Consider the following 17,450-nt stretch of genomic DNA (forward strand, 5'->3'; position numbering starts at 1 on the left):
ACAGCGTCGCTAGGTGCCGCACATCACGGCGCACACCACGGCGCACACGGAGGATTGCCGCTGGTGGTGAATGGCGCGAGACCCAACAACAGCAGCGCGGTGGCGTGAGAACCGACGCCACCGCGCTGCTGTTGATGTGAGTAGCTACCTACCGGGTCGAGTTATTCTGTCCACCCACTTGAACGAGGCCCACAGGGCGAGTTGTGGCGCCGCTGCCCCACCCACGTCATTGACGAAAGCCAAGGCCGACGTCGCACAATCCTCACCCCGATCGCACGCGTCCCACGCGATGAAGGCTCCAGAACCGATTTGGGCGGCGGCGCCGGCCTTGCTGACTTGTGCGGCTGCGGCGGCGCAAGCATGCAATTGCCAGTACAGGCACCCGCCAGCGACAGCCGCGCCACCCCAGTTCGCTACGCCACCGATCTCGTGGACCCATTTCGCCGCGTTGACCCAGTCCTTACGGGTCGGTCCGCCCGAGTCGCCGCCCTTCTTCGGTGCCGGAGTCGTCGACTTCGTGCTCTTCGGTTTTGGCGTTTTGGTCGTTGGCTTGGTGCTCTTCTTCGGCGGCTTCACGCGCCCCTTGGCGACGTCCTCCTTGTCGTACCGTTCGTTCTTCCGCTTCCGCGCGGCCTCGTCGTCGCGGTTGCGCTTGCCGTAGACCTTGTCCTCCTTGTCCTGCCGTTCGTTCTTCCGCTTCCGTGCGGCCTCGGCATCGCGGTTGCGCTTGCCGTAAACCTGGTCTTCCTTGTCCACCCGCGGCCGCGATGCCTTCTTCGCCTGGGCCTCGCGCTTCTTCTTCTGAGCCGCCTCCCACTTCTTGCGCTTGGCCGCGTCCGCCTTCTGCTTCGCGGCGCTGCCGTCGCACTGGCGCGGGTTGGAGCACTTGTACTTCAGCCCGTCCGGGTCGGAGAACGTGACCGGAGAGTTGTTCGCGTATGCGTACCCGTGCATCTGCTGTGGGTCGGTGTCGTCGATGATCGGGTCGATCGAGATGAACCGGCCGATGTCCGGGTCGTACTCCCGTGCGCCGAGATGCACCAGCCCGGTCGACGGATCGTTGGTCCCGCCGACGAAGCCGCGCTGCGACGGCCAACTCACCGAGGTGCCGCGTGACTGACCGAACGGGGTCTGGTACCGCCTGGTCACCGACAGGTCCGACGCCTTGATGGCGATGTTGGCGGTGCCCTGGTGGTCGGAAACCAGCCAGGTCAACCCGGCCGAGGTGCGTACGGCGGAGTTGCCGTAGTAGCGGGTCGAGGAGAGGCTCCCGGTGGTACCGCGGTGGATTTCCAGCCCGCCGAGATAGAGGGTGGCGCCGGAGGCGTCGCGACGAATCAGCCGGTTGCCGTCGGCGTCGTAGAGAAACGAGGTGTTCCCGACCTTTTCGAGGTGCCCCTCCGCGTCCCAGGTGAGGTTCTGGCCCTGGCGGGTCAGCATGTTGCCGGTGCTGTCATAGGTGTAGGTGTCGGTCTTCGACCCTCCGGGGCCGGTGGTGGTCACCGATTTGAGGGTGTGCGGCTGCGCCGACCCCGCCGTGGGATAGGTGTACGCCCGGGTGGTGTCCCCACCCGCCGCGTGGCGGACCTCCGACAGCCGGTTCCCGGTCTTGTCGTAGGTGAACGAGTGCCAATAGGGTGCGGGTCCGTCCAGCGCCGACGCGGATCGCGCGTCGCCGCAGTCGCCGGACGACGGAGTCCAGGCGTCGGTCAGCCGGGTCAGGTAGTCGTAGCCGAAGCACTGCTGGTCGCCGGAGACGGCGTCCTCACTCGACAACACGTTGCCGACCGGGTCGTAGAGGTAGGTCACCGCCGACACGCTCGGGTCGTTGTCGTCCTGGCGGTCCATCGAGGCGAACTCCAGCCGCCCGGTCACCGGGTCGAACCCGAACCTGGACCAGACCTGGTGCTCTTCCGCGCCGTACGCGGTGCCGATCACGCGGCCAAATTCGTCGTAGGACGTGTCGCTGATGTAGCTGTCCAGCCCCGACAAGCTCTGCGACAGGTCGAGGTCGTTGTACCGGTGGGTGAGGGTCTCGTCGCGTAGTCCCGGAGCCGCCGGCAGCCCGGTCATGCTGAGCAGCCCGAACGCGTCGTAGGTCAGGCTGGTGGAGTAGGTACCGGCCAGGCCCTCTTCCGACTCGGGGATGGTGACCTTCGATCCCAGCGGGCGGCCCGTCCCCTGCTGGTACCCCGCGACCTCGCTGGAGTAGGCGTTTCCGTCGACGTACCGGATCGAGGCGACCGGCAGCCCCTTGCCGTTGGGGAGCGTGTCGTACGTCCACGCCGCCAGCTTCGTCTGTCCGTGGAGCTGGCCGGTCTTGCGACCCAACGCGTCGTAGGTGGTGGTCAGCGTGCTGCCGCGGGAGTCGGTGCTGGAGACGAGCTGGTCCTCGTCGTCGTAGGTGCGGACCGTCACCCCGGAGTCCGGGTCCTCGTCGCGGATCAGGCGACCGCGCAGGTCGTAGAAGGAGCGCCAGACGTTTCCGGCGGAGTCGGTCACACTCGCCTTCTGCCCGGTCTTGTTGTAGGTGTACCTCGTCGCGTCGTAGGCGCCGGTCGGCGAGTCGCCGTGGAACTGCCGCAGCTCGACGGTGCGACCTTCGAGATCGAAGACCTCCATGGTCGCCGTGCCGCCCGCGGGCGTGTCGATCGCCGTCCAGTTCGGGCCGTACGAAGTCCTGGTTCGCCACTTCTCGACGCCCTCCGACAGGAGGATCTCGTCGGTCTCCCGCCCCGCGGCGTCGAAGAGATACCGCGTCTGCGCCAGCACGTCGGTGTCCGACACCAGGAACAACGAGGTCGCGGGGGCGGAGTCGGCATTCCAATAGTCGTCGTTGGTTCTAAAGACACGGCCCTGGCTGTCGTAGAACGTGTCGGTGATGACCCGCCCGCCGTATGGCGACGGGCTCTGCGTCTGGCGCAGCCGCAGGAACCCGTCGAAGAGGTTCCGGCTGACCAGGTACGAACCGTTGGACAGCAGCGTGCTGCTGGTGACGACCGAGGGCGCGTTGCCGCGCACCAGGTAGGAGAAGGTCGCCGAAGGTGACTGCCCGGCTGACTTGCTGCGGCCGGGAGCCCAGCCCGCGGTGAGCCGGCCCAGCGGGTCGTAGGTCATGTCGGTCCGTACCCCGTTGGCATCGACCGTGGACCGGACGGTGCCCAGCAACGGATCGACCGAGGTGGTGTTGGTGTGCCCGAGGGCGTTGGTTTCCGCGACCGACGTCACTGGCCCCCCGGTCTCCGGGGTGTAGGTCACCGTGCCCTTGTCACCGGACGGATCCGTTGCCTCGATCGGGCGGCCGTGCACGTCGTACCGCGTAGCACCCGTCGACACGTAGACGCCCGGTTCGGACGCCTCCTCCGACTTCGTCAGATCGCCCTTCACCGGGGGTGTGGTGATGCTGGTCGCACCGTCGTAGTAGTGGCGCTGGTCGCCGATGAGGTCAGCGCCTTTCGGCGTCACGTCGCAGCCCACGCTGACCGTCTCCAGCCTGGCCACCGTATCGATGATCCACGAGGTGAGGTTCTGGGTGTACGACGTTCGCGCACACGTGTCGTCGTCCGGGTTCGATACGTCTCCGCGATCGTGGGTCTGGATCACCCGGCCGTAGTCGTCGTACGAGTAGAGGGTTTCGGTGACCCACACCCCGCCCGGATGCTTGGTGTACTCGCGCTCGGACCGCTCCTCGGTCAGGTACGCCTCCAGCGGCCCGACCGGCCGGTTGCGGGTGGCCGTCTTGCGGATCTCCAACGGTTCGGAGATGGTCTTGCTGAGCCAGTCGGTGCCGTTGAAGGCGGTCACCTCGCGGGTGAAGCCCCGCCGCACCGGCTTGTCCTCGATGGTGCCGCCCTGCGAGTCGCTCACCCACACGTCACGGCGTGCACCGCTGGACAGGAGGTCGTTGTCCATGCCCCGCAGGAACAGGTGCTCCTCGACGCTCTGCGTCCCGGTCAGCGGATCGCCGTGCTTGACCCGGGTGCGCTGGTAGCCACGGAACTGTCCCCATGACTTGAACCGGGCCGGTGTCAGCTCACCCGTGTCGTGGGTCCATCCGGCACCGCCGAGGTATTCGTATTCCGTGACCTCCGCCGCCTTGGTGCTGCCGGTCATGTCCCGCTCGACGACCCGGGTGACGACGCTCTTGTGGAACCAGTCCAGTGTCGGCTCGGTGGAGCCGCCCATCAGCCAGTACCCGGGATAGCAGGCCATCGCGTTGCTGTCGGGCACGGGGAGGCTCGATCGATGACAGTCAGGCTCCGCGTACGTGACCTCGATTCGGCCACCGGTCTCGTTGGTGATGGTGTTCAGGCGCCACTTGGCGAACGGGCGTGCCATGTCGAGCCCGTCGACCCGGTTGTCGCGCGGCTCCCCGTCGAACTGCACCGGCGGCATGGTCACCGTCCCGCCGACGTGCCCGGCGTGGACGATCGACTCCAACCACAACCCGGGAGCGGTGCCGTCGCCGTTCGCCGGAAACTCGTGGTTGAGCGTCCACGACGCCACATCGCGGTACCCGGAGTCGTGATGGACCTGCGTGGTTATCTTTGCCAGCCGCTTGGTCGTCCAGAACGTCGGGGTCGTGATGTCGCACGTCGTGCTCGTGCACTGCTGGTCGAACGGCACGTCGGGGAAGTTCTGCGGGTTGGTCGCCGGGTCGCAGACCGTGCCGGGGATGCAGCGCGGCACCGTGGTGAAGGTGACCCGGCCCGGAGCGGGGGCGGTCGAGCCGTCCCGGAAGCCGTACTCGATCCGGTTCAACTGCCCTGCGCGCACGTACTGGGCGCGGCTGTAGTAGTTGGTTTCGGTGTCGTAGTAGTACGCCATCGCGTCGCCGTGGGTGTCGACGACGTAGTCGAGGTTCCATCGGTACGCCTGGGTGCACCACGCGCTGGCGAACACCGACTGGTGGCACGGCTCGCCCGCGTCGTCGCCGAAGACCGGCACCGTCCATGCCGACTTCGCCGCCGCCGACCGGCCGAAGAAGTACTGCGTGCCATCCGGGGAGGTCAGCCGCCAGTACTCACCGTCGTTGTCGCCGTTCGGTGCGCCGGTGAGCAGCTCCACGCGCCATCCGCTGTCCTCCTCGGATTTCCAGACGCCGGTCGCGTCGTCGCGTACCAGCTCGCCGCTGATGCCGGGCAGCGCGACCGTCGCGTTCTGGGAGGCGAAGCACAACTCCTGCGAGGTGGCCTGCCCGTCCTCCTTGCACGACTGGTAGGAGCGCTCGATGAAACCGGCCTGCGAGTCGAAGCCCTCACCGATGATCGACGGTTGGTTGTTCGTCGCGGCCATCCGCCCGTCGACGCTGCCGGAGGAGTAGTTGAGGCCCAGGTCGGGGGTCAATCCGGGAAGGTCGGGCACCCCCATCGGGTACGACCAGCCGAAGTCACCGGAGTTCAGTCCGACCTGCCAGCTCAGCGACGGCGACAGGGTCGTGGCCTGGAAGCTGCCGTTGGGACCGCTGGATGCGGCGGTCACCGCGAACAGACTCGCTTGGGCGAAAGTCGGATCGTCATCCGCAGGCTGCCCGCTCGGCACGCGATACTTGGCCGGCAGCGGCAGCTCGGCCCGCAGCTTTCCGTTTCTCAGATCGTTACGGCCCGGGAACACCTTGCCGTCGTGGACCCGCACGAACTGCAGGCGCGAGGCCCAGTCACCGCCGTAAGCGTGCCTCAGCCCGCGGTAGTCGACCTCGACAGACGCGGTCTTGGCATTGTCGCTGGAGACTCGCAGGAGCAGGCCCTTGACGCCGGCACGGGTGGCGGTGGCGCGGTCGAGCACCTCCGCTCGTACCCCTGTGGGCGCGGCGACCGTGGCCTGCCAGGTCGCGCCCGGCGAGGTGCGAAGGAACCTGGCCTCCTCGCGACCCGGCCTGTGTCCGGCGGTCTGAGCGGCACTGGTGCCCGGCGTCGACGCCGGCTTGGGCAGGTCAGGACGGAGCGGGCGATCCGGTTTGGCCTGCGCCGGCACGGCCAGCAGCGTCGCTGCCAATACCGCCCCGGTCGCCGACGCCACAACCGCACGCCATCTCGTTACTCGTTTTCTCATGCGGGTAGGGTTGGTCGGTGCCGCACGCCTGTGCGCATTTCGGAGCGCACACCGCGCCGGTGTCCCGCCGCCAACCGCCTTGGTAGTGCGGCGCCGGACCAGACCCGAGCCGTACCTGCGGATCTCCGCGCAGGATGGCCCCGTACAGCGACGTCAACAGCGGGCTCGGCCGCGCTTTGAGATCGTTGGCCAGATAGCCACAGGCGCGCCGGTACGCGTCAACGGCGGCCGCGACATCGCCGCTGCTGCTACAGGCCACCATGAGGTGACCCCAGGCCCGCTCGCGATATGGCTGGCGGCCGAGAAAGGAATGCAACAGCAGGCGTGCACGATCAGGCTCGCCCGCCTCGATCAGCAGTTCGGCGTACTCCTCCATGGCGGACTGCCACAGGACGAGCAGGGCCTGCGCGTATCCGAACAGGGCCGGACCCTGCGGCACGTCGAGCATCGGGGAGTCGCGGTACAGCGAAACCGCATCAGCAAAAAACCTGATAGCCGAGGCCCCGTCCCCGGCGCGCCGCGCAGCACGACCTTCGTCGATCATGGCCTGGAACCGCAGAGCATCGACACTGCCCGCGATGGTCAACGACCAGCCGTAACGGCCCTGGAACAGTTGACCGCCCAGGTCCATCACCCACAGCCGCAACTCGGCAAGATAGCTGCGGAAGTTCGAAGCGGCCGAGGCAGGCACGGAGTCACCCCATAATTCGGTATAGGCCGTCGCCCGACGTAGCGTGCGCTCCCGATCAAGCAGCAGCATCGCCAGTAGGGTGCGCGCTTTCCCGGTCGGAATGGGTACCAGGCGACCTCGCTGCCGCACCTCCAGTGGGCCCAGCAAGTTCACCGCCAACTGCTCCATGGGAAAGATCGTCAATTCGTCGGGCGCCGGATGTCCACGGTCCCGAACGTGCCCGAACAAGCCCGAACAGCCAGGGCGAGCTCCGGACTACCGGGCCGTCGTGTGCCGCGTCGAAAGCCACGCGGCGCACGACGGCCCGATGCGTCAGATCTTCGGTGAGATGGTCGTAATGTCGCCGGGCACCTCGGCGGCGTTCGCCGCGGTGATCAGCTCGTCGAGCGTCATGTCGTGGGTGGTCGCGTCACACGGGTCCCAGACCTTGAAGGTGCTGGTGTACTTACCCGTCGCACCGGCGCTGCTGTCGACCGATCCATACCCATAGATCATCACGTAGTGGCGGAGCAGGCCGCTGCCGCCGGATGTACCCCAGGGCAGCAGCTGCGGCTTGACCAGCAGGATCGACGGCTGGCCCTGCTTGATGCCACGGCGGACCCGGTCGATGCCGTACTCCAGCGGCAGGTTGCTGTCGCCGAACGAGTACCACCCGTACAGGTCGTAGCCCATGCCGATCGGGGTGTGACCCGACAGGGTGGACGCCATGTCCGACGGCAGTGTGCCGGTGAAGCTGGTGTGGGACGCGGAGACAAACAACGAGAGGCGGTCGCCACCTTGAGGAGATGGTCACAATCGCCGCTGGCACCCTGAAGCGGCCGGAACCGGGGCAGGCCGACGGTCAGGGCCTGGCCAGGTCAGCGCAAAACTGCCGCGGAAAGGCCGGCTCCACGGCGAGAACCGTTCCGCAGCCGGCCTCCGTCGAGCTGGTGATCGTGGCCCACCCCTGCTGACCTGCCCAGCGGAGGAAGTAGCGGCGCACATTGACCGCCGGGTTGCAGCCCGGCCGCGCCTCGGCACCGCACGGCACCGGATCGAACGGCACTGTCATGACGAGCCACGTACCATCGCATCCCTCTGGCGAGCCGACGGAGTGCCGGGACACGTCCATCCCCCGAACCGCGACATCGATCCAGGCACGGGCACAGTGGTCCGCCGGCATCGGATCACAACCGAACGTGTCGTCGCAGCGGTGGTAATTCTCTCCGTCGCGTTTCCACGGCTCCTGGTTCAGCACGACGATCCGGCCGTCGATCGGCCCGGGCGCGGTCAGGTTCACCTCGCCCGGCGTGCGGGTGGGGCAGGCCCCGACCACCCCCGACAGGCGCGAGTCCTGCACCACGTTGGCGAAGATGCGGTTGTTCTCCTCGACGAAGTAGGTGATGCGCGGATCGCGAGAGCAACCATCGGCGTCCCCGAGCAGCGCCAGGATCAGCACGAGAGAGCGCGGGTCGTCGCTGACGCGTACGGCGGTGACGTCGGCCTGGTAGGTGGCCCAGCGGGTGTCCTCGGCGGAGCCGGGCGCCGCGGGCGCGGTCCCTGGCTTGGCGCAGCTGACGAGCGCGGCCAGGCACACCAGGGCGGTAGCGAGTCGACGCATGGCAATGAGTATGGCCGGCGTCCGACCCCTCACAACCGTACGGATACTCAGCCCGGACGCCTCAGACGCCGACGCGCTGCTCTGGGATCGAGAGGCCGTAGAGGGCCATCAGTTCGGGGCTGTCGATCCGGCTGCCGTCGGCCACCGAGTCGCAGGAGATGTCGACGATCTGGTCCTTGTGCGCCAGCAGGTACGGCCGGGCCCCGACGTCGGCGCTGGCCAGGGTCGCGATCCCGGACCAGTGCCGGCGACCGAACACCATCGGATAGCCACGCAGTCCGTCGTAGGTGGCGCAGACCAGCACGTCCGGGTACGGCAGGGCGGCCACCCGGCGGACCGCGCCGGTGGTGAGCCCGGGCATGTCCACCGGCACCACCACGACCGCCTCGATCCCCTCGTCGGTCAGCGCGGCCAGCCCGGCCCGGATCGAGGAGCCCACCCCGGTCCCCCAGGCCCGGTTGACCACCACCGTGGCCGCGGTCAGGTCCGCCGTCTCGCGGACCTGGTCGGCCGCCGCGCCCAGCACGACCACGACCTGCTCGCAGCCCGCCTCGCGCATCGTGTCGACCAGCTGGCTCAGCAGGGGTTTCTCCCCCTGGTGCAGCAACGCCTCGGGTCCGCCGATCCGACGGCCCCCACCAGCGGCGATGATCATTCCTGCGATCCGGTTCAGCGGTGCCCCCTCGACCAGGGGGACGGACCGAGGGCAGCCGCGCCCGGTCCGTCCCGTCGTACGCACACCGGACCAACGAGCGCCACCGGGAGCGGGTAGCGGGGCAAAACGGAAATTTGTGGTGACTATGCCGCGTCGGCGTAACAGTCAACGATGGACAGGTCGAGCGGAAACCGGACCGGGGTGTCCCCGAAGAGCAGCCCGGCGGCCCGGGCGCCCGCAGCGGTGACCGCCGCCGCCACCGTCTCAGCCTGCTCGGCCGGGCAGTGCACCATCACCTCGTCGTGCTGGAAGAACACCAGCTCGGCCCCGGTGCCGGCCAGCGCGGTGCGCAGGGTGGCCAGCAACGTGGCCGCCCACTCGGCGGCGGTGGCCTGGATGACGAAGTTGCGGGTGAACCGGCCCCGGGACCGGGCCGCCCGGGCCCGGGGACCCTGCGGGTCCGCCCCGGCGTCCGGGTCCGCCTCCTCCCCGTCGCCGAAGCCCACCGACCCCGGCGGGCAGGTACGCCCCAACCACGACCGCACCAGCCCGCCCGCCTCACCGGTGCGGGCCGCCGCCTCGACGTATCCGAACGCCGTCGGGTAGTTGCGCTTGAGCACCGCGAGGGCGGGCACCGCCGCGCCACCGGTCTGCCCATACATGGCGCCGAGCAGGGCCACCTTGGCGCGGGCCCGGTCACCGGCGAAGGCGTCCCGGGCCAGGGCGGCGTAGAGGTCCCCGGCGCCACCGGCGGCGGCCAGCCGGTCGTCCCCAGAGACCGCGGCGAGCACCCGAGGTTCGAGCTGCCCCGCGTCGGCCACCACGAACGCCCAGCCCGGGTCGGCCACCACCGCACGCCGGATCACCTTCGGGATCTGCAACGCGCCGCCGCCCCGGGTAGCCCAGCGGCCGGAGACCACCCCACCGGGCACGTACTCGGGATGGAACCGGCCACCGGAGACCCAGGCGTCCCGCCACGCCCAGCCGTGCGCCGTCCAGATCCGGTAGAGCTCCTTGTACTCGAGCACCAGCGGCACCGCCGGGTGCTCCACCCCGCGCAGCACCCAGGCCCGCGTGTTCGGCAGCTCCACGCCGGCCCGAGCGAACGCCTTCAACAGCTCGGCCGGGGAGTCGGCGTGCAACTGACGGACGCCGAACGCGTCGGCGATCCGGGCGGCCAGCTCGGCCAGCCGGCGGGGCGGCCCGCCGACCGGCGACGCCTCGCCGAGCAGGTCGGCGAGGATCGCGTCGTGCACGTCGGCGCGCCACGGCAGGCCGGCCGCCCCCATCTCGGCGGCGATCAGCGCACCGGCCGACTCGGCGGCGACCAGCAGCCGGAACCGGCCGGGCTGCGCAGTCGCCGCGATCCGGTCGAGCTGGTCCGCGTACACCCGGGTCAACGCCTCGATGCCCGGACCGGGCGGGCCGGACGGCGGGTCGAAGAGCGCGCCCTGGCCGTGACCGGGGGGTTCCGCCGGGCGGGGCGCCGGGTCAGGCGGCACCGGCGCGCCGGTGAGCCGGGCCCAGGCGGCGGCGAGCGACCGGGGCTCGCCCCAGCGGCCCGCGTAGCCGAGCAGCAGCGACTCGGTGAGCTCGACGTCGTGGCAGCGGTCCAGCCGTACGCCGGCGCGCAGCAGCGCCGGGTAGAGCGAGGCGCCGGTGGCCCAGACCCAGCGGGGGCGGTCGGCGGCCTCCCGGGCAGCCACCGCGGCGGCGAGGTCGGCGACCGGCTCGGCCGGGCCGGCTGGTCGGCCGGCAGGGTCGAGGGGTTGCAGCACTCCCCCGCCCCGCTCGTCCGACATCAGCGCCACCAGCACGGACGCGATTCTGCCTCGCCCCTCCGACACTCGCCGCGCCCCGCTCGGTCCCGGGCGCGGCGCGCCGCATGCATGGCCGCCGGACGCGCCCCACCGCCGCGGGTCGCCGCCGGAGCGCGTCGCAAGCCCGAGGGCCCTCCGTCACGGAAAGAGTGGCCATCCGACTCGGAATGGCCACTCCTTCCATGCATCCCCCTCGCCCAGCGGGAACGGGACGCCCGGGGAGGGGGCGGCGGCTTACTTGCCGACGCCGGCGGTGAGGCCGGACTGGACCTGACGCTGGAACACGATGTACACGATCAGGACCGGCAGCATGGCCATGGTGACGCCGGCGAAGAGGCCGGACCAGTCGGACTTGTAGCCCTGGTTGACGGAGAGTTCGATCAGCCCCTGGGAGAGCACCTGATGCTTCGGTTCGCCGGCCACCGACTGCATGAGCAGGGTCGGCAGATACCACTGGTTCCACTGGCCGAGCACGTTGAAGATGCCGATGCTGATCAGGCCCGGCTTGGCCATCGGCAGCATCACGCTGAAGAAGGCCCGGGTGTGCGAGGCCCCGTCGACCATGGCCGCCTCGGCGATCGAGTCGGGCAGCGTCCGGAAGAACGAGTGCATGAAGAAGATCGTGAACGACAGCGACCAGGCGACGTAGACCACGATCAGCATGAGGTGCTTGTTCGGGCCGAGCAGCGGGAAGGTGCTTCCCATGTTGTAGACGCCCTTGAACAGCGGCACCGCGGCCAGGTAGATCGGCAGGGTCAGGCCGGAGAGGAACATGTAGTAGATCAGCCGGTTGCCGCGGAACTCGTAGCGCGCCAGGGCGTAGGCGGCCATCGAGCCGAGCAGCATGGTCAGCGTGACGCTGCCGGCCAGCACCAGCACCGTGTTGAGGAAGAACGACCCGAGGTGCCCCTCGGTCCAGGCCCGGGCGAAGTTGTCCCAGTGCAGCTTGCTCGGGATCAGGGAGAGCGGCTCGCGGATGACCTCCGAGTCGTTCTTGAGTGCCGACATCACCACCCACACCAGCGGGTAGACCACCATCAGGGCCCAGACCACCAGGAACAGGTGGGAGAAGCCGTTGAAGATCCGGGCACCCACGCCGGCCCGGCGGGCGTCGGCCCGCCGTACGGGCGCCGGGCGGGACGGGCTGGCCTGGTCGGCCCGGCCGAGACCGTGCGTCGCCGTGCTCATCGTCGCGCCTCCTTCAGTACTCGATGCGGTCACGACGGGTGATCCTCAGCTGCAGCGCGGCGAGCAGGATCGTGAAGATGGCCAGCGCGACACCCATCGCGCAGGCGTAGCCGTACTGGCCCTTCTGGAACGCGGTGAAGTTGAGCACCGACGCGAAGATCTCGCTGGCATGGTTCGGGCCGCCCTGGCTCGGGGTCATGACGAAGACCAGGGCGTACATGTCCAGCGCGATGAAGCCCAGGTAGACCCAGGCGACCGAGATGGTGTCCCGCAGCAGCGGCAGGGTGACCCGGAAGAAGGTGTGGAACCGGTTCGCGCCGTCCAGGATCGCCGCCTCAAAGATGTCCTTCGGGATCGACTGCATCGCCGCGGAGAAGAGCACCATGTAGAAACCGGCCCCGCTCCACACCGCGATGAGCAGCAGCCACCACAGCACCGCCGGTACGCCGAGGAAGGGCGCCGGATCGGCGGTGAACGCGATCGGATTGTCCGCGTCGACCAGTCCGATCTTGATGAGCATCCCGTTGATCAGGCCCTGCCCGTCGGTCCGGTAGATCTGCTGCCACATGACGGCGATGACCACCAGCGACAGCACCTGCGGGAAGAAGAAGATGATTTTGTAGAGGCCGGAGCCGAACACCCCGCGGATGCCGGCCCTGTCCTCGCGTCCGCCCACATTGAGCAGGAACGCGAGGAACAGGGCCAGCGCGATGGTGAACAGCGGCACGGTGACCAGGAAGAAGACGTTGTGCCAGAACGCCTTCCGGATCAGCTCGTCGGAGAGCAGCCGGACATAGTTGTCCAGCCCGACGAAGTTCTGGGAGCCCGAGAACCCACCCCAGTCGGTCAGCGAGTATCCCGCCGCCTGCACGAACGGCCACACCACGTAGAACAGGTACAGCGCGACAGGCAGGGCCAGGAAGCCCGTGACGAAACGCGCGACTCCGTGCCGCATTGGACTGCCTCTCTCGAACGGATCAGGCGGTGCGGGTCTGCTTCTTGATCGACGAGTCCTTGGCGACCTTGTCGGCGGCCGTCTGCATCTTGTCGATGAACTGCTGCGCGGTGAGCCGGCCGGCCATCAGCTCCTCGGAGAGGTTCTGGCTCTCCTTGTCCAGGTCGGCGTAGAAGTCCTGGAACTTGACCGAGATGAGCTCGCTGCCGCCGTTCTTCATCAGGGCGTTCGCGCTGGACAGTGCCGAGTCCTGCACGTTGTCGCCGGAGCCCTTGGTGGAGGCCAGCGACTTGGTCAGCTCGGCGAACTTGGCCGAGCCCTCCTTCGACAGGATCGCCCGCAGGAACTCCTTGGCGGCGGCCTTGTTGGGGGCCTTGCTCGGCACGACGAAGCCCTCGCCGGAGGCGGCGAACACGTCCTTCGGCGCCTTGTCGCCCGGGTTGGACCAGTAGTCGGAGATCGTGAGCTCGAAGCCCGGCGGGATGGTCGCCGACATCTCGTTCTTCAGCCAGGTGCCGACCTGGATGAACGCCGCCTTGCCGTCGAGCCAGGCCTGCTGCGACTGGGTGTGGTCGAGCTTGCCCGGCAGCAGCAGCTTGTCCTTGACGAGCTTCTCCCACGGCTCCAGCGCCTTGAGGACGCCGTCGGCCTTCCACGCGTTGTCCTTGAGGTTGTCGATGTCGACGACCACCTGCTTGCCCGCGGACTTCCAGATGCTCGCCATCAGCGCCCACCGGGGGTAGTAACCGTGGACCGCGTCGTGGACGTAGGGCGCCATGCCCTTGGCCTTGATCTTCGGAGCGAGCGCGAAGAACTCGTCCCAGGTCGTGGGCGGCTGCCAACCCTCCTTCTTGAACAGGGCGGCGTTGTACCAGTTGCCCCAGACCGTGAACGCCACGTTGACGACGTAGAACTTGCCGTTCTGCGTGCCGTCGGACACCGTGCCGGGCAACAGGGTGTCGGCGACGGTGCCCTCGCCGTCCCACGCCGGGGCGGTGAGCAGGTCGTCGAGCGGCTCGATGGCACCCTCGTTGATCAGCGTGCTGCGGTCCATCATGTCCGCACCCGAGTTCATCACCAGGTCACTCGGCTGCGTCGCCATCTTCGGCTGCTCTTCGGTCTTGATCTTCTGAGTCGAGCTCATGTTGACCGTGACGTTGGCGTGCTTGGCGTTGAAGATGACCTTGTCTTCCTTCGCCCACTGGTCACCGAGGCCACCGTTGAAGATGACCACCTTGACCGCGCTGCCGTCCTTGACGCCGAACGGGTTGTCCTTGCTCTTCGCGCCGCCGGTGTCGTCGGACTTTTTCGGCTCGCTGCCGGCGCAGGCGCTGAGCAGGCCCATCGCCGGGGTGGCGAGCAGGCCGGCCGCAGCGGCCCGCCGCAGCAGCGTCCGCCGGCTGAGGTCGCCGAGGTTCTCGGGAGTAACCGACATCTTCGTCTCTCCTTGTGGTGTCGGGTCAGGCGGTGCGCCGGAGGCGCCCGGCGTACCGCGACTCGAGGGCGAGGTTGTGCTCGTCCCCACCGGGGACGTTGGCGGAGAGGTAGATAGGGGGTACCTCTCCGGCCTGGTGGAACCGTCGTACGACCTCGGCGGTCAGCAGCTGCGCCAGCAGCGCCGCGGTGACCGACGAGACCGCACAGACCGCGCCGCCGCCCTCGAGCGGCAGCAGTGCGTCGCCGTACGGCGCGCCGTTGTCCAGCACGACGTCGGCGAGGTCGGCGAGCCGGTGCCCGGACGGGTGCCGCGGGGCGACCCGTGCCGTGTGCTCGACCGAGGTGACCGCGATCAACGGATGGCCGTGCGCCCGGACCAGCGCCGCCAGCTCGACCACCGAGCCGTTGATGCCGGACTGGGAGGCGACCACGAACACGTCCTCGGGCTGCGGCGCCGCGAGGGCGTAGAGCTGGTGCGCCACGGCCGGGTCGCGTTCCAGCTTGGGGTCGGCGAGCACGTCGCGGGGCGCGTCACCGTGCAGCACGAGGTCGTGCAGGGAGAGTCGGTTGGTGGGCACCAGCCCGCCGGCCCGGGCCACCAGCTCGGCGGCGAACGCCTCGGAGTGGCCGGCGCCGAAGGCCTGGAGCACCCCGCCGGCGCGCAGCCCGGCGGCGATCAGGTCGGCGGCCCGGTCCACCGCCGCCGCCTGCGTGTCGACCAGCCGGTCGAGCACCGGCCGGACGGCGTCCGCGTACCGCTGGGCGCTGATCATGAAGTGCCCCCCTTCGCGGCCTTGTGCCCGTCGACGGCCTGGGCGGTACGCCGGAAGGCCGCGTGGGCGCGGTCGTGGGTGCGCTGCGCCACGGCGATGTAGAGCAGGTCGAGCACGACGAGCTGAGGGTGCCGGGCGGAGAGCGCGTCGGGCCGGAAGGTGGTGGCCTGGCTGGCGGTGACCAGCACGATGTCGGCAAGCTCGGCCAGCGGCGAGCGGGGGAAGCCGGTCAGCGCGACCGTGGTGGCGCCCCGGCTGCCCGCCTCCGCGAGCAACTCGATGGTCTCCCGGGTCTGCCCGGTGTGCGAGATGCCCAGCGCCACGTCGCCGACACCGAGCAGGGCGGCGCTGGCCAGGCCCTCGTGCACGTCGCTCCAGGCCCAGGCGGCCACCCCGATGCGGTGCAGGCTGAACTGCATCTCCTCGCCCACCAGGGCGCTGCCGCTGGCGCCGAAGATGTTCACCCGGCTCGCGCCGGCGATGGCCACCGCCGCCTTCTCCACCTCGGCGAGGTCGAGCAGCGCGGCGGTGTCGTGCATGGCGCGGGTGTCGGCGGCCATGATCTGGTCGAGGACCCGGGACAGCGGGTCACTGGGCTGGATCTCCCGGCCGATGTCGACGGTCCAGCCCGCCGAGCGCGCCCGGCCCGTCTCCGCGGCGATGCCGAGCCGCAGGTCGGCGTAGCCCTCGAAGCCCATCGCCCGGCAGAACCGGGTGATGGTCGCCGGTGAGGTGCCGCTGCGCTCGGCCAGTTCCACGATGGTGGCCCGGGCCGCCGCCTCCGGGTCGCTGAGCACGTGCTCGGCGACCCGGCGCAACGCCCCCGTCAGCTCCCCGGCCCCGGCCCGGACCCTGGCCAGCACTCCGTCGGAGGAGACCGCCACCGCACCCCGCCGGTCGACCGCGTCGGCGTCGACCACCGCGGTCCCCGCGGGGGTGTCCACCTCGTGATCAACCATGGGACGCCTTTCGGAAAAGAGTGTTTACTGTTAGTGGTAAAAGTTCTTACTGACGCCCCCTCTGTGTCAAGGCCGTGGGCGAAGTTTTCAAACTGTTACCTCGCGCACAGCCGCCGAACGGGCCGTGGATCTTGCCTCGGCGTTCCGGGCGGACCAGCATGAAGAGCCACTACGCCCGAGCCCAGGGAGGCCCAGCGGATGTCCGACACCGCCGTGGTCGGCCTCGACGTCGGGGGTACGTCCACCCGCGCCGCCGCCGTCAGCATCGACGGCGTACGGCTCGGCACGGGCCGGGCCGGCGGCGGCAACCCGACCAGCCACGGTGCCGAGCGGGCCGCCGCCGAACTGCTCGCCGCGCTGCGCGCCGCGCTCGCCGACGTCGACCCGACCCGGGTACGCGCCGGCGTGATCGGGCTGGCCGGGGCCGGCCGGCTCCTCGCCGACCCGCAGGGGCGGGCCGCCTTCGACCAGGCCTGGTCCGACGCGGGCCTGCGCTGCCCGTACGCGGTGCACGGCGACGCGCTGGTGGCGTACGCCTCGGGCACCGCGGCCACGGACGGCACCGTGCTCATCGCGGGCACCGGCGCGATCGCCGCCCAGGTGCGCGACCTGCGCCTGGACCGCACCGCGGACGGGCACGGCTGGCTGCTCGGCGATGCCGGCTCGGGGTTCTGGCTCGGCCGGGAGGCGGTCCGCCGGCTGCTGTCCGACCTGGACCGCGCCGACCCGCCCGGCGAGCTGGCCGGCCGGGTGCTCGCCGAGCTGACCGGCTCGGCCGAGGTGGCGGCCCGGCCGCGGGCGACCGCCGAGGCGGTCGTGCAGGCGGTGACCCAGCGACCGCCGGTGGAGCTGGCCCGGCTCGCGCCGCTGGTGGTGACCGCGGCCCGCGCGGGCGAGCCGACCGCCCAGGCGCTGATCGGCGAGGCCGCCGTGCTGCTCGCGGAGAACGCGGCCCGGATCCGGCCGCCCGGGGCGGCCGACCCGGTGGTGCTCGGCGGCGGGCTGCTCACCGGGGACACCCCGCTCGGCGCCGCGGTCCGTGCCGAGCTCGCCCGCCGGTGGCCGGACGCGCCGCTGCACACGGCCGGCGACGGGGCCGCGGCGGCCGCCTGGCTCGCCGCCCGCGAACTGCCCGAGGTCACCGACCCGGCAGCCCTGCACGCCCTCCTGGTTTCGACGACCACCTGACCCTCGCGCCGCCTGTGGCCCAACCGCGAATTTGATGACACAGCCGACTCAGCGTGGAGTCCGCCCCGCGCGGCACCGCCGACCCGGGGCCTGAATCGTTCACGTCATCAAGTTCGTAGCGTGTGAAGCGATA

Annotated in this window: 12 protein-coding genes; 1 reads left to right on the plus strand and 11 read right to left on the minus strand. The window is 69.9% G+C overall.

All coding sequences use genetic code 11. The features are described 5' to 3' along the window. Positions 1–144: 144 nt before the first annotated feature. The 11 genes from ABZ783_RS24075 to ABZ783_RS24125 all read right to left on the minus strand — a co-directional run bounded on the left by ABZ783_RS24075 (position 145) and on the right by ABZ783_RS24125 (position 16,129). The gene (locus ABZ783_RS24075) at positions 145–5,784 is read right to left on the minus strand and encodes an RHS repeat-associated core domain-containing protein (protein WP_357441921.1); all 5,640 of its coding nucleotides are present in this window, start codon (positions 5,782–5,784) and stop codon (positions 145–147) included. Positions 5,785–5,932: 148 nt separating this feature from the next. Then, positions 5,933–6,910, minus strand: coding sequence for a BTAD domain-containing putative transcriptional regulator (locus ABZ783_RS24080; RefSeq protein WP_357441923.1), 978 nt, complete (start codon positions 6,908–6,910; stop codon positions 5,933–5,935). 144 nt (positions 6,911–7,054) lie between these two features. Next, positions 7,055–7,450 carry a hypothetical protein gene (locus ABZ783_RS24085; protein ID WP_357441925.1) on the minus strand — a complete coding sequence of 132 codons (396 nt, stop codon included), beginning with the start codon at positions 7,448–7,450 and terminating at the stop codon, positions 7,055–7,057. 133 nt (positions 7,451–7,583) lie between these two features. Beyond that, entirely contained in the window at positions 7,584–8,318 is a 735-nt protein-coding gene (locus ABZ783_RS24090; RefSeq protein WP_357441926.1) for a hypothetical protein, read from the minus strand. A gap of 85 nt (positions 8,319–8,403) precedes the next feature. After that, complete coding sequence (locus ABZ783_RS24095; protein WP_073836720.1) at positions 8,404–8,997, minus strand: NTP transferase domain-containing protein; 594 nt, start codon at positions 8,995–8,997, stop codon at positions 8,404–8,406. Between the two features lie 143 nt (positions 8,998–9,140). Then, positions 9,141–10,844 carry a bifunctional 3'-5' exonuclease/DNA polymerase gene (locus tag ABZ783_RS24100; RefSeq protein WP_357441927.1) on the minus strand — a complete coding sequence of 568 codons (1,704 nt, stop codon included), beginning with the start codon at positions 10,842–10,844 and terminating at the stop codon, positions 9,141–9,143. Positions 10,845–11,051: 207 nt separating this feature from the next. Further along, entirely contained in the window at positions 11,052–11,855 is an 804-nt protein-coding gene (locus ABZ783_RS24105; RefSeq protein ID WP_357442001.1) for a carbohydrate ABC transporter permease, read from the minus strand. Positions 11,856–12,018: 163 nt separating this feature from the next. Continuing rightward, positions 12,019–12,960, minus strand: coding sequence for a sugar ABC transporter permease (locus ABZ783_RS24110; RefSeq protein WP_357441929.1), 942 nt, complete (start codon positions 12,958–12,960; stop codon positions 12,019–12,021). Positions 12,961–12,982: 22 nt separating this feature from the next. Next, positions 12,983–14,395 carry an N-acetylglucosamine/diacetylchitobiose ABC transporter substrate-binding protein gene (ngcE, locus tag ABZ783_RS24115; RefSeq protein ID WP_357441931.1) on the minus strand — a complete coding sequence of 471 codons (1,413 nt, stop codon included), beginning with the start codon at positions 14,393–14,395 and terminating at the stop codon, positions 12,983–12,985. Positions 14,396–14,420: 25 nt separating this feature from the next. Continuing rightward, on the minus strand, positions 14,421–15,170 hold the full coding sequence (locus ABZ783_RS24120; RefSeq protein ID WP_357441933.1) for an SIS domain-containing protein: 750 nt from the start codon (positions 15,168–15,170) through the stop codon (positions 14,421–14,423). Then, positions 15,167–16,129, minus strand: a complete 963-nt coding sequence (locus ABZ783_RS24125) for a MurR/RpiR family transcriptional regulator (protein WP_357441935.1) — start codon at positions 16,127–16,129, stop codon at positions 15,167–15,169. The genes ABZ783_RS24120 and ABZ783_RS24125 overlap by 4 nt, the downstream gene beginning before the upstream one ends. A gap of 198 nt (positions 16,130–16,327) precedes the next feature. Here ABZ783_RS24125 and ABZ783_RS24130 point away from each other — a divergent pair, with 198 nt between their 5' ends. Next, the gene (locus ABZ783_RS24130; RefSeq protein WP_357441937.1) at positions 16,328–17,317 is read left to right on the plus strand and encodes a BadF/BadG/BcrA/BcrD ATPase family protein; all 990 of its coding nucleotides are present in this window, start codon (positions 16,328–16,330) and stop codon (positions 17,315–17,317) included. Positions 17,318–17,450 lie beyond the last annotated feature (133 nt).

Origin of the sequence: Micromonospora sp. NPDC047738 (assembly GCF_040642675.1) — a bacterium.
Lineage (GTDB): Bacteria > Actinomycetota > Actinomycetes > Mycobacteriales > Micromonosporaceae > Micromonospora.

Coding starts and splice junctions, on each gene's coding strand:
- ngcE (WP_357441931.1), bottom strand. CDS start 14,395: ATGTCGGTTACTCCCGAGAACCTCGGCGACCTCAGCCGGCGGACGCTG.
- ABZ783_RS24110 (WP_357441929.1), bottom strand. CDS start 12,960: ATGCGGCACGGAGTCGCGCGTTTCGTCACGGGCTTCCTGGCCCTGCCT.
- ABZ783_RS24125 (WP_357441935.1), bottom strand. CDS start 16,129: ATGGTTGATCACGAGGTGGACACCCCCGCGGGGACCGCGGTGGTCGAC.
- ABZ783_RS24130 (WP_357441937.1), top strand. CDS start 16,328: ATGTCCGACACCGCCGTGGTCGGCCTCGACGTCGGGGGTACGTCCACC.
- ABZ783_RS24085 (WP_357441925.1), bottom strand. CDS start 7,450: ATGGCGTCCACCCTGTCGGGTCACACCCCGATCGGCATGGGCTACGAC.
- ABZ783_RS24105 (WP_357442001.1), bottom strand. CDS start 11,855: ATGGTGGTCTACCCGCTGGTGTGGGTGGTGATGTCGGCACTCAAGAAC.
- ABZ783_RS24080 (WP_357441923.1), bottom strand. CDS start 6,910: ATGGAGCAGTTGGCGGTGAACTTGCTGGGCCCACTGGAGGTGCGGCAG.
- ABZ783_RS24120 (WP_357441933.1), bottom strand. CDS start 15,170: ATGATCAGCGCCCAGCGGTACGCGGACGCCGTCCGGCCGGTGCTCGAC.
- ABZ783_RS24095 (WP_073836720.1), bottom strand. CDS start 8,997: ATGATCATCGCCGCTGGTGGGGGCCGTCGGATCGGCGGACCCGAGGCG.